The organism is Bacillus sp. 105MF, from assembly GCF_000374885.1.
Lineage (GTDB): Bacteria > Bacillota > Bacilli > Bacillales > Bacillaceae_G > Bacillus_A > Bacillus_A pseudomycoides.
Window position 1 is genome coordinate 149019 of the sequence record NZ_KB895570.1, and the last position, 13123, is coordinate 162141.

At 37.1% G+C, this 13123-nt stretch carries 10 protein-coding genes and 1 pseudogene; 9 read left to right on the forward strand and 2 right to left on the reverse strand.

What is annotated here, in order from left to right:
• Positions 1-105: 105 nt before the first annotated feature.
• A pseudogene (locus C564_RS33415) lies at positions 106-501 on the forward strand (ATP-binding protein); the annotation flags it as partial.
• A gap of 186 nt (positions 502-687) precedes the next feature.
• On the opposite strand, the gene C564_RS0110560 reads toward C564_RS33415, so the two are convergent.
• Entirely contained in the window at positions 688-1248 is a 561-nt protein-coding gene (locus C564_RS0110560; RefSeq protein ID WP_018765311.1) for a class I SAM-dependent methyltransferase, read from the reverse strand.
• Between the two features lie 126 nt (positions 1249-1374).
• A complete protein-coding gene (locus C564_RS0110565; protein WP_018765312.1) occupies positions 1375-2325 on the reverse strand; it encodes a class I SAM-dependent methyltransferase in 951 nt (316 codons plus the stop codon).
• 198 nt (positions 2326-2523) lie between these two features.
• Here C564_RS0110565 and hutP point away from each other — a divergent pair, with 198 nt between their 5' ends.
• The 8 genes from hutP to C564_RS0110605 all read left to right on the forward strand — a co-directional run bounded on the left by hutP (position 2524) and on the right by C564_RS0110605 (position 13103).
• Positions 2524-2964, forward strand: a complete 441-nt coding sequence (gene hutP, locus C564_RS0110570; protein ID WP_003199156.1) for a hut operon transcriptional regulator HutP — start codon at positions 2524-2526, stop codon at positions 2962-2964.
• 102 nt (positions 2965-3066) lie between these two features.
• Positions 3067-4584: a histidine ammonia-lyase gene (hutH, locus tag C564_RS0110575; protein ID WP_003207972.1), complete on the forward strand. Its 1518-nt coding sequence runs from the start codon at positions 3067-3069 to the stop codon at positions 4582-4584.
• Between the two features lie 23 nt (positions 4585-4607).
• Positions 4608-6266: a urocanate hydratase gene (gene hutU, locus C564_RS0110580; protein ID WP_018765313.1), complete on the forward strand. Its 1659-nt coding sequence runs from the start codon at positions 4608-4610 to the stop codon at positions 6264-6266.
• 12 nt (positions 6267-6278) lie between these two features.
• Entirely contained in the window at positions 6279-7550 is a 1272-nt protein-coding gene (gene hutI / locus C564_RS0110585) for an imidazolonepropionase (protein WP_003199152.1), read from the forward strand.
• Positions 7529-8500 (forward strand): formimidoylglutamase, encoded by a 972-nt coding sequence (hutG, locus tag C564_RS0110590; RefSeq protein ID WP_018765314.1) that lies wholly within the window; start codon positions 7529-7531, stop codon positions 8498-8500. Before hutI ends, hutG begins: the two co-directional genes overlap by 22 nt.
• 665 nt (positions 8501-9165) lie before the next feature.
• Positions 9166-9627, forward strand: coding sequence for a CarD family transcriptional regulator (locus C564_RS0110595; protein WP_170957047.1), 462 nt, complete (start codon positions 9166-9168; stop codon positions 9625-9627).
• Between the two features lie 683 nt (positions 9628-10310).
• Positions 10311-11438 carry an alkene reductase gene (locus C564_RS0110600; RefSeq protein WP_018765315.1) on the forward strand — a complete coding sequence of 376 codons (1128 nt, stop codon included), beginning with the start codon at positions 10311-10313 and terminating at the stop codon, positions 11436-11438.
• 90 nt (positions 11439-11528) lie between these two features.
• Positions 11529-13103 carry an FMN-binding glutamate synthase family protein gene (locus tag C564_RS0110605; protein ID WP_003199143.1) on the forward strand — a complete coding sequence of 525 codons (1575 nt, stop codon included), beginning with the start codon at positions 11529-11531 and terminating at the stop codon, positions 13101-13103.
• The last annotated feature ends 20 nt before the right edge of the window (positions 13104-13123 follow it).

A 13123-nucleotide genomic window follows, 5' to 3' on the forward strand; every position in this document is an offset into this window, starting at 1 on the left:
CTCTGTTTTTTATTATAAGCTAGATAGAAATAGGAAACAAGGTAGGGAGTATTTTGTTGATAGTTTATAAAATTCCGTTTATTGTAAAAAAGAAGTTTATTTTAGATTGAAGCGAAAATAAAAGAAATTCAGAATGCGCGAGGGCGTATTGTGATATTTGATCGTGGTTCAGAAGATATTGAATTTTATACAATATATTTTCCGAAATTGATAGGGATGGATTGGGATATCGAAAACGAACTAAAAGATGAATTGTATAAATTAAGAAGATGCCGTTCAGATGCGATTTTTTATTTGGATGTTTCTAAAAAGATATTGCAAGAGAGAAAGAAGAATGATAATACGAGAAGACGCAGTACGTTTGAAAAACAGCTAGAATTAGCAGAAATAGAAAAACAATGGTATAAACAATTCCCGGTTATATATGTGAATACTGATGAAGCGACAGTAGAGGAAACAGAGAGATATTTTATGAAATGGGTGAAGGAGAAAAGCATATGAAGAAATTGCTCTTAAACAAGGGCTTTAATATAGAGTGAAAGGTCATATTAATTCAACGCTTCTAATGGTATTCTAGTAAATTCATGTGAGGAGATGGAGGCCATTATGATACTAAAAAAGTCAATCTCCTATTGGAGATCGACTTTAAAGCTTTTCTTTAAGAAAAGCACCTGTTTAGCTTAATAACTAAGACTTTATTGCATCTATAATTAACGATGGAAAAACAAGTTTATCCCCTTGATTTCGTGGATCATATTTTTTTGAACGAAAAATAACCCCATCGGCTCCATCCCACTCATTGTAATGAAAATTCCCCTCTTCATCACAATATTCAAGTAATTTCACTTCGAATCCAACAGTTTCAAACATTTTCCTTAAAGTTTCATAATTATGAACTATTTTATGACTAGCTGCGGGATGGTCTTTAGGTCCAGGTCCCCCAACTTGTACACCCTCTTGGTATTCTTCATCTGGGAAAAATGCATCAGGAACGGCGCATCGAATATAACCACCATGATTTAAAAATTCATAACATACTTTCGCCGCTTCTATGCCTTCTTCATATGATAAATGTTCCCATACATGCTCCGCTAAAATTACCGCTAAAGAATTAGGATCAAACCTTTTTATCCAATCTTCCCTTTTTAATAAATTCAATTCTTCCTCATTCGTATGTAACCAGCCAGGATTATTATTATATTCCCCTGCACCAATTACCAGCTTAATTTTCTTTTGTTTTATAGCCAACAGTTTCACCTCTTGTATTTTTGTCTATTGTTATATTTATAATATGTAATTTTCTTCTTAGGGTATCGCCATATCAACATCAACCTAAGATAAATTTGAAGAATTTGTTACAAAGTAGATTCAAGCTTATTTTGTACACCGATAAATAGCAAGTGTTTTTGGATCACGCCATACTCCGCCATGAAGAGATAATTCATTTTCTATTTCAATGGTCAGCCATTCTTTCATTTCTGAATGAAGATGAATGTCATCAGGTATGTTTAAAGATGGAAACATACTAGAGATATAGTTAACGATAGGTGTAGCATGATGAAATAGAAGTGCATTATGAATAACTGTTTCTTCCACAGTTTGAAAAACAGATTGTAATAATTGTTTTCCGTTTTCTAAACAAAATGGAGAAGCTGATGGTGATTTTTCGGGTAAATCGAATGCGACTAACATTTTGTTACACATCTCATCCATACGGGGTAATGAGATTTTGGAATTTGTCGTGGCTAGGAATCTGCCTTCAGGAAAAATTACTTTATGGAATCTTTGAATTGTTTTTTCAACATCCGTCATGTGATACAGCATATGTCTTGCGATGATCCAATCATAAGAATCAGCTGGGAAAGGAAGTTTGGTAGCGTCTCCAAGTTTCCATTCAATATTTACATGTTGCTGTGCTGCATTCATAGCAGCTTCTCGCAGCATAGTTGTAGATTGATCCAGACCAGTGAGATGTCCCTTATGACCGTTTTTTTGTAGCAGTGCAAGGAATTTCCCGTTAGCGCATCCAACCTCTAATATCTTTTCTGTTCCTTGTAATTGTAAATGCTCAATTACAACTGCATCTAAGTCTACTCGTTTTTCTTCATATTTTTTATGGGTATCAATCCGTGTTTGAAGATGATTACTTACAGCGTATTGTCTTTTTACGTCATTCATTTTTTCTGATTCCACCTTTATGCAAAATTGCTGAATAGCATGTGTTAAAACATCTGTTTTATTTAGGCCTTCATAATGAAGTGTTGCTTCAAATCTTTCTAGTAATCTTTCGTCAATTCGAAAGTGAATATCTTTTCTCTTAACCAATTTTGGGTCCCCCTTACAGCTGTTAGTGAGACTATAGCACGCTTTGGGATTTTCTGTAAATGAAGTGTGTACACAATGGTAACAGAGTATTGAAAAAAATTATTCAAATAATCGTTTAAACTATTGACGATTAAACCGTTTTCATATATTCTTAAATTAGGTAATATTCAAACAATTCACAAGAAATGAGAGAGTCACATGCTTCTTCAAGGAACACATCGAATTGGTCGTATGGCCATGTTGTTGGCGCTTGCGGACGAGAATGAAAGCCCTGTATTATCCATTCCAAAAGGTTGGAAATATTGTACTGGGAAAGTTGGTTCTATGAATTCGCAAAAGGTTGTCGCAGCAATGGAAACAGCGGCTAAAAGCAACCAAGTTATTGAAACAGACGTTTACAGAGAAACGCATGCACTTTATCATGCAATCATGGAAGCATTGTACGGAGTGACGAGAGGTCAAATTCAGTTAGCAGACGTTCTTCGTACGGTAGGTCTTCGGTTTGCAATTGTGCGCGGTACACCATACGACGGGAAAAAAGAAGGCGAATGGCTTGCTGTTGCACTTTATGGAACGATAGGTGCGCCTGTAAAAGGATCTGAGCATGAGGCGATTGGTTTAGGAATTAATCACATATGATTTGCCCATAGTCTATTAGTTAGAAGGGGGCCTTGCTTTTTGGGACAGAAGTCTGTCTTAAAAAGGTAAGGTCCCCTTTTGCTCTTTTAAGGAGGAAAAAGGATGATTACGTTAACAGGACATTCATTGACAGTAGAAGAAATGAAACGTTTGTTGTTTGAAGGGGAAGGGGTAACAGCTTGCCCAAACAGCATGAAAAAAGTGGCTGAGTGCCGTGAAGTTGTAGAAAAAATCGTAGAGGATGGAAAAGTTGTTTACGGTATTACAACTGGGTTTGGAAAGTTTAGTGATGTACTCATTCAGAAAGATGATGTAAAGGCACTTCAACATAACTTAATTCAATCACATGCATGCGGAATTGGCGATCCATTCCCTGAAGAAGTATCGCGAGGAATGTTGATTTTACGCGCTAATACGATGTTAAAAGGTGTATCTGGTGTTCGTCCACTTGTTGTAAATAGGCTGTTAGAGTTTGTAAATCGTAAAATTCATCCAGTTGTCCCGCAGCAAGGTTCATTAGGCGCGAGCGGTGATTTAGCTCCATTATCCCATCTTGCTCTTGTTCTATTGGGAGAAGGTGAAGTGTTCTATAAGGGGAAACGCGTTCATGCGATGGTAGCTCTGACAGAAGAAGGACTAGAGCCAATCGAATTAGAAGCGAAAGAAGGGCTTGCGTTAATCAATGGTACGCAAGCGATGACAGCGCAAGGAATCCTTTCTTATATCGAAGCTGAAGCGATTGCTTATCAATCAGAATTAATTGCTTCAATGACAATTGAAGGATTGCGCGGCATTATCGATGCATTTGATGAAAATGTGCATAAAGCACGTGGATATAAAGAACAAGTGGAAGTTGCAAAGCGTATTCGCGATGTACTTCAAGATAGTAAACTTGTAACAAGGCAAGGGGAGCTTCGTGTACAAGATGCATACTCACTTCGCTGTATCCCGCAGGTACACGGTGCTTCTTGGCAAGTTTTAAATTATGTTAAAGAAAAATTAGAAATTGAAATGAACGCAGCAACAGATAATCCACTTATTTTTGATGGAGGAGAAAAAGTAATTTCTGGTGGGAACTTCCACGGACAACCAATTGCGTTTGCAATGGACTTTTTGAAGGTCGGGATGGCAGAACTTGCGAATATTTCTGAACGCCGTATTGAACGTCTTGTGAACCCGCAATTAAATGATTTACCACCATTTTTAAGTCCGGAGCCAGGACTCCAGTCTGGTGCAATGATTATGCAATATGCGGCAGCTTCACTTGTTTCAGAAAATAAAACGCTAGCTCATCCAGCAAGTGTTGATTCGATTCCATCATCAGCTAACCAAGAAGATCATGTAAGTATGGGAACAATTGCTTCACGTCATGCACATCAAATCATTCAAAATGTAAGACGCGTTCTTGCAATTGAAATGATTTGTGCAATGCAAGCGGCGGAATATCGTGGTATTGAAGAGATGAGTACAGTAACGAAAGCGTTTTATCACCAAGGACGTCAGCAAGTACCGTCAATTACAAATGACCGTATTTTCTCAACAGATATTGAAAATATTGCACATTGGTTAAAAACAAGTCGCTTTACGAAGGAACGAATGGATGTAAATGCAGCATTATAAAAAGGGAAAAGGGAGAGATTAAAATGGAAAACGTAAAACAAACAATTCGCGCGCCAAGAGGAACAGAATTACAAACTAAGGGCTGGATTCAAGAAGCAGCCCTCCGTATGTTAATGAATAATTTAGATCCTGAAGTAGCTGAAAAGCCAGAAGAATTAGTTGTATATGGCGGCATTGGTCGTGCAGCTCGTAACTGGGATAGCTATCATGCAATTGTTGATTCGTTAAAAACATTAGAGAGTGATGAAACATTACTTGTTCAATCTGGTAAACCAGTTGCAATTTTTAAATCACATGAAGATGCACCACGCGTTCTTCTAGCAAATTCAAACTTAGTACCAAAGTGGGCAAATTGGGATCACTTCCGTGAACTTGAGAAAAAGGGTCTTATGATGTATGGACAAATGACAGCTGGTAGCTGGATTTATATTGGCACACAAGGAATTTTACAAGGAACATATGAAACGTTTGGAGAGGCAGCACGCCAACATTTTGGTGGCTCATTAAAAGGTACATTAACACTTACAGCTGGTTTAGGTGGTATGGGTGGTGCACAACCTCTTGCTGTTACGATGAACGGTGGGGTAGTCATTGCTATTGATGTAGATAAGCGCAGCATCGATCGCCGTATTGAAAAAAGGTATTGTGATATGTACACAGAATCTTTAGAAGAGGCACTAGCTGTTGCGAAAGAATATAAAGAGAAGAAAGAACCAATTTCAATTGGACTATTAGGAAATGCCGCAGAAATTTTACCAGAGCTTGTGAAACGTGATATTACACCAGACTTAGTGACAGATCAAACGTCTGCACATGATCCATTAAATGGTTATGTTCCAGTAAGCTATTCATTAGAAGAAGCGGCAAAACTTCGTGAAGAAGACCCAGAACGCTACGTACAATTATCAAAAGAAAGCATGAAAAAACATGTAGAAGCAATGCTTGCAATGCAACAAAAAGGTGCAATTACATTTGATTATGGTAATAACATTCGCCAAGTTGCTTTCGATGAAGGGTTAAAAAATGCATTTGATTTCCCAGGATTCGTTCCAGCGTTTATTCGTCCATTATTCTGTGAAGGAAAAGGACCATTCCGCTGGGTGGCACTTTCTGGCGATCCAGAAGATATTTATAAAACAGATGAAGTAATTTTACGTGAATTTGCTGATAATGAGCATTTATGTAACTGGATTCGTATGGCACGTCAGCAAGTTGAGTTCCAAGGTCTTCCATCACGTATTTGTTGGCTTGGTTACGGAGAGCGTGCAAAATTCGGGCGTATTATCAATGAAATGGTTGCAAACGGTGAATTATCAGCACCAATCGTTATCGGTCGTGACCATTTAGATTGTGGATCTGTAGCTTCACCGAACCGTGAAACAGAAGCAATGAAAGATGGCAGTGATGCAGTAGCGGATTGGCCAATTTTAAATGCATTAATCAATAGTGTTAATGGTGCAAGCTGGGTATCTGTTCACCACGGTGGTGGCGTTGGTATGGGGTATTCACTTCACGCTGGAATGGTTATTGTTGCAGACGGAACAGAAGAAGCGGGAAAACGCATTGAACGCGTATTAACTTCTGATCCTGGAATGGGAGTTGTTCGCCACGTTGACGCAGGGTATGACTTAGCTGTTGAAACAGCAAAAGAAAAAGGCGTTAACATTCCAATGATGAAATAAGGAGGAAGAAACATGCTGGACATTTTACTAACGAATATCGGTCAATTGCTAACAATGGATCAAGAAGATGGCTTGTTAAGACAGGAAGCGATGAACACGCTTCCTGTTATCGAAAAAGGTGCAGTGGGTATTGAAAATGGTATTGTTACTTTCATTGGCACAGCGGAAGAAGCAAAAGGGTTGCAAGCAAAAGAAACCATCGATTGCGAAGGGAAAATGGTTTCTCCAGGGCTTGTTGATCCGCATACGCACCTTGTATTTGGTGGATCTCGTGAAAATGAAATTGCTCTTAAATTACAGGGAGTGCCGTATTTAGAAATTTTAGAGCAAGGCGGCGGTATTCTTTCAACTGTGAATGCAACAAAACAAGCGTCGAAAGAAGAGCTCGTACAAAAGGCGAAGTTTCATTTAGATCGCATGTTGTCATTTGGTGTTACGACAGTGGAAGCAAAGAGTGGCTATGGATTGGACGATGAAACAGAGTGGAAACAATTAGAAGCGACGGCACAATTGCAAAAAGAGCATCCAATTGATTTAGTTTCAACATTCTTAGGAGCACATGCAGTTCCAAAAGAGTATAAAGGAAAATCAAAAGAGTTTTTACAATGGATGTTAGAGTTATTACCAGAGATGAAAGAAAAACAATTAGCTGAGTTTGTTGATATTTTCTGTGAAACAGGGGTATTCTCTGTAGAAGAATCGAAAGACTTTTTATTAAAAGCAAAAGAACTTGGATTTGATGTGAAGATTCATGCAGATGAAATTGATCCACTTGGCGGTGCAGAAGCTGCAGCAGAAATTGGTGCGGCATCAGCGGACCATTTAGTTGGAGCATCAGATAAAGGGATTGAAATGCTAGCGAATTCCAATACAGTTGCAACGTTACTCCCAGGAACGACTTTCTACTTAAATAAAGAAAGCTTTGCACGTGGGCGTAAAATGATTGATGAAGGTGTAGCGGTTGCGTTAGCGACAGATTTTAATCCAGGTAGTTGCCCAACTGAAAATATTCAACTTATTATGAGCATTGCGATGTTGAAATTGAAAATGACACCAGAAGAAGTCTGGAATGCTGTAACAGTTAACTCAGCGTATGCGATCAATCGCGGCGATGTTGCTGGGAAAATTCGTGTTGGACGTAAGGCTGACCTAGTTTTATGGGATGCATATAATTATGCGTATGTACCATATCATTATGGTGTGAGTCATGTAAATACAGTATGGAAGAATGGTAATCTTGCATATACAAGAGGTGACAAAACGTGGAGCAAGGCCACTATTTAAAGAAAAATGCAAAGTTTATTGATCGTGAAGTAACGAAATGGAGTGATATGATTAAAGGCTGGGAAGAGGGAGAAGAAATCTTTGGTGCAGCATTAATTGGCGCACCGCTTTCTAAGCCGTCTATTAGTCATTCTGGTGCATGTTTTGCACCGAAAATCATTCGCGCAATGCTAGATGCATATAGCACATATGCGATTACAGAAGAGCACGATATGAAAGAAAGTGTCTTGTATGATTGTGGTGATATTACCATGCATGTTACAGACATAAAAGAAAGTCATGCTCGTATTGCTAAAACGCTCGGCAGTTTGACGAAATTGAATCCACAAATGGTACCAATTATTCTTGGAGGAGATCATTCCATTAGTTTTCCTAGTATAAGTGGTTTTGCAAGTAGTAAAGGGAAAGTTGGCATTATTCAATTCGATGCGCATCATGATTTGCGTAATTTAGAAGACGGAGGACCGTCTAATGGAACACCATTTCGTAGCTTACTAGAGAATGATGTGATTGCAGGAAAACAGCTTGTTCAAATTGGTATTCGTAATTTTTCCAATGCTCGTACGTATCATGAGTATGCAAAAGAACATGGTGTCACAGTATATACAATGAAACATGTTCGCGAGGTAGCGATTAAAGATATCATTACAGAAAGCATTGAGATTTTACGTAGACAAGGAGTTACAGCTATTTATGTTTCTGTCGATATGGACGTATTAGATCAAGCATTTGCCCCAGGTTGTCCAGCAATTGGCCCAGGTGGTATGGATAGTACGACTTTACTCGATGCGATTACGACACTTGGTCAAGAACCACTTGTTCAGGGTATGGACATTGTAGAAATTGACCCAACACTTGATTTTCGGGATATGACGAGTCGTGTAGCTGCACAAGTTATTATGAGTTTCCTATTAGCAAGGGAAACGGTTAGTAAGCAGGTTAGTATATAGGAAAAAAAGTCTTTCCTAATCTGTAATATTAAAGATAAGTGATAGCATATGAAGGTTTTTAAAGCTAATATCTTGTCTATCCTGTTGAACATTATATTAAAATGGTACATCACTCTTATATGTAGTGGTGTACTTTTTATTTTATAAGATTTCTAAATGACCTCATTTCCTATAATAGTAACACAAACTAGTTAAGTATTTATAAGAACTCTTGCAAGGGTGGGAATAAAAGCATGTCAAAAAATAGGAGTACCACACAAGAAAAGATACAAGAGTAAACTGGTTTTGTATAAGGAAAAACGAATCTACGTTTTAACCGAGATTTCAGAATGCAAGTAGACAAAGAACAATAATCACCATATACATCCCCTGATTAATATAATGCATTATTTAGGTGGTGAATTAGAGTTTTGAACCCGAAATGCATAGAGGTTTCTGATGAAGGAATTGTAGAATAAAAAGGATAGTGTTTTTCGCAAATTGAACTTTGTTTTGCTAGTAATGGGAAGTTGTTTTTATTGAATTATTATTATTATTTCTCAATCTTATTTTTCAAGAGGAAATAAGTTGACGCGAAAAATAATTTTGTGATAATATAAAAATTTTGCTAAAAAAATAAATGTATGTTAAGCTTGAGAAGGTTACCATATATGGAGGTGGATTATTTGTTTCAAATTGGCGATAACATTGTTTATCCAATGCAAGGAGCAGGTATAATTAAAGCCATAGAAGAAAAGGAAATCTCAGGAGAAAAACAACAGTATTATGTCATAAAAATGTCGGCCAGTAATATGGAAGTAATGATTCCTACGGGAAAAATATTGAGTTCAAATATACGACCAGTTACGGATATAACGGCATTAACACACATCATAGATATTTTTCAGCATGGAGAATCAGATAGATTACTTACGTGGAAACAAAGGTATAAAGTGAACACAGATAAAATAAAAACGGGTAAAATACAAGAAGGTGCTGAAGTTGTACGTGATTTAATGCGTATGCAGAAAGAAAAAGCACTTAATGCAAGCGAAAAGAAAATGTTAGATAACGCACATGAATTTTTGATTAGTGAACTGGGATTGATTAAAGGTATCACAGAAAATCAAATGAAAAGCTTTTGTTAAGGTTCATTATAGATAATGTATTACATCCCAAAAAAAGATTTTGAATTTTTTGGGAATATAATTATAAAGAATCAATCATTTCAAAGACATTCAACTCTTTCAAACCACTTTTAGAGCATTAACCTCTTTTGTTATTTCTACAATCTAATCCATTTTTATTTTTTAATTTCTTTTACGAATGTTCGAAATTTTATTAAATAACTCGATAAAATAGTTGCTTGATTTTTGTAATCCTGATTCACACTGGCACGGACAAGGAGCCGTAAGGATGAAAGAGAGGTAGGGCTTTCATTGTTTTAGGTATATATAAGTTATTATTTCTAGAAGAATAATTAATCAATCTCACTTCTATCGTTAAGAATTTTTCACATCTGAGGAGATAGTAATTATTTAATCTTCTTTGCGTAAAAAAGATAAATAAATTGCTAGCGTCATATGGTCAACTATAAAAATGGTTTCCTAATTAGGAAACCATTTTTAATTTTATCTACATAACAATAATCAATTGAGAAGTAAAAAAGGAGTACAGCTATGGAGAAATAGGTATTATCGATGTTTAATATACGGATATTCTACAATAGGGGCGTGTAAATTGACGTTGTTATATAGGAGGAACTATGATGCGTGTATAGTTAGTTTTTTAATGATTTATTGAAATAATATTGAATTAAGGGGGAAACAGGATGGCAAGTTCAAATAGTAAAACAGCAAGTATATATGAAGGCACGAATATAAACAATTGGGGATCTTTTCAAAATATTGAAGAGACAAAGCTGTTTGATCCAATTCAAATGAGTGCTTGGTCTCTTCGGAATCGCGTGGCAATGGCACCGATGACTCGTTGTTTTGCTAATGATGAAACAGGAGTAGTTGGAGCTGACGTAGTCCAGTATTACCGTAAACGTGCGGCAGATGGTGTTGGTCTAATTATTACAGAAGGAATTATAATTAGCCCAAGAGCGAAGGGGAATCCAGGTGTCCCAGGTATTTATACAGGGGAGCAAATTGATTCTTGGAAGTTAGTAACAGATGCAGTACATAAAGAAGGTGGAACAATTATTGCGCAAATATGGCATGTAGGACGTATGAGCCATCATGAACTAACAGGTGGATTCTTACCACAAGCACCTTCTGCGATTGCTGCTCAAGGAAATGTCCCACGTTTTCGGAAGCCTTTTGATAAGCCAGAAGCGATGACGATAGAAGAAATTCAAGAGACTATCGAACAGTATGCGCAAGCTGCTAGGAATGCGATAGAAGCAGGCTTCGATGGGGTAGAAATTCATGGGGCACATGGGTATTTAATTGATCAATTTGCTTATGAATTTGCGAATCATCGAAAGGATCAATATGGCGGAGACTTAAAACAAAGGTTAACGTTTATGAAAGAAGTATTACAAGCTGTTATAAGCGCAGTTGGTGCAGATAAAACACTTATTCGTTTTTCTGCATTTAAAGGTGATAATCCTAGCTATATGTGGGAAGATCCTGAAGAGGCAATTCAAACTTTCGTAGAGATGTTCCATGAAGTAGGACTAAAGATGATCCACCCTTCCACAATGAATTATACGCAAGTTATAGCTGACGGAAAAAACTTACATCAATTAGTTCGTAAATATTGGAATGGTATAATTGTAGGAGTGGGGAATTTAAATCCAAAAGAGGCAGAAGAAGCACTACAAGAAGGAACAATTGATGTAGCAGCATTTGGTAGACCATTGATTTCTAATCCGGATTTTGTTCACCGTGTTAAACGCGGGGAAAGTTTAGAGGAATACGATGCAAAACAGCATCTTGCTACATTGATATGAATAATAATAAAAGAAGAGCACATAAGGTGTTCTTCTTTTATTATGTAAGCAAAAAATATAAGAGAATGGCATGATAGGGGGGAAGCGAAAATGAATGAAACGCTACTCGTTATTATTAGTATATTACTATTGTTAATCTTGCTGTTCATTATCTTTTTTATGGCTACATTTTTTATTAAGAAACGAACACATCATTCTATATTGAAACTCCATCCGTATCTAGGAAGGATGCGTTTTTTACTGGAGAAGATAGGGCCTGAATTTCGGCAATATTGGTTTGATAATGATACAGATGGAAAACCTTTTTCACGTTATGATTTTCAAAGTGTAATGTTTTTAGCAAAATATCGATCTGAAGTTCTAGGTTTTGGCTCGAAACGGGATTTTGATGCATCTGGATATTATATTGCAAACACTCTATTTCCAGTTCTTACAGAAGAACTCAATGTGGACATTTCTGAAGAGCGTGCTGCAAAAAAATATGTAATTCATAAAGAAGGTGTGTTTTCTAGAAAAGAAAAATTAACTGCAGATGAAACAAATCTTTGGCTATATGAGGAAGATGATGCAATTGTAGTTGGAGAGAATCGTAAATTTCCATGGAAAATATATGGAATGTTTGGGGCATCTGCTACTTCTTATGGTGCAATTGGTGAAAATTATATTTTATCTACAGGATATGGATCAAAAATGGCAGGGGGGTCATGGATTAATACAGGTGAGGGTGGTGTAATTCCAGAGCATATACAAACAGGTGCAAATATTATTGCTCAAATCGGTCCAGGTTTATTTGGATATCGTGATGAAGAGGGGAATTTTTCAATGGATGAGTTCGTAGTTAAAGCTAAAGAACCGAATATTAAAGCATTCGAACTGAAATTTGGGCAAGGTGCAAAAATACGCGGTGGACATTTAGAGGGACAAAAAGTGAATCGGAAAATAGCTGCTGTTCGAAAAGTAAAAGAAGGGGAAACGATAAATTCGCCAAATCGTTTTGCGTTTTTACATCATGCTAAAGACGCCTTACGTTTTATTCATGATTTGCAAGAAAAAGGTGGTAAACCAGTTGGAATGAAAATAGTTATCGGGCAACAAAAACCGCTAGAAGAGTTATTACAAACGATGAAGGAATTAAATGTTTATCCAGATTTTATTACAATTGATGGCTCGGAAGGAGGTTCTGGTGCCACTTATAAATCGATGGCAGATAGTATGGGGATACCACTTATACCAGCACTCATTACGTTTGTTGATACAGCCTGTCGTTTTGATGTTCGAGATAAGTTGAAAGTTTTTGCATCAGGAAAATTAGTAACACCTGATAAAGTAGCAATAGCCTTAGCAATTGGTGCCGATGCAGTAAATTCTGCGCGCGGATTTATGATGGCAAGTGGGTGTATTATGGCACTTCAGTGTCATTCCGGACAATGTCCTTCGGGGGTTGCGACAACGAATCCACATTATCAAAAAGCATTAGACCACAATGAAAAAAAGTGGCGCGTGATGAATTATATTGTGAGCATGAGATATAGTTTGTTTGCGTTATCAGCAGCGGCAGGGGTGAAAAGTCCACGGCATTTAACAAGGGATCACATTGTATTTAAAGATGAAACAGGTAGAGTTATTCCGTTATCGAAATTATTTCCAGTAGTAGGTGAAAAGTGAGAGAAATAGCGCGAAACATT

Excerpts from the sequence above, each read along its gene's own strand:
- hutI (WP_003199152.1), top strand. The coding sequence starts at position 6,279 with ATGCTGGACATTTTACTAACGAATATCGGTCAATTGCTAACAATGGAT.
- C564_RS0110600 (WP_018765315.1), top strand. The coding sequence starts at position 10,311 with ATGGCAAGTTCAAATAGTAAAACAGCAAGTATATATGAAGGCACGAAT.
- hutH (WP_003207972.1), top strand. The coding sequence starts at position 3,067 with ATGATTACGTTAACAGGACATTCATTGACAGTAGAAGAAATGAAACGT.
- hutU (WP_018765313.1), top strand. The coding sequence starts at position 4,608 with ATGGAAAACGTAAAACAAACAATTCGCGCGCCAAGAGGAACAGAATTA.
- C564_RS0110605 (WP_003199143.1), top strand. The coding sequence starts at position 11,529 with ATGAATGAAACGCTACTCGTTATTATTAGTATATTACTATTGTTAATC.
- hutP (WP_003199156.1), top strand. The coding sequence starts at position 2,524 with ATGCTTCTTCAAGGAACACATCGAATTGGTCGTATGGCCATGTTGTTG.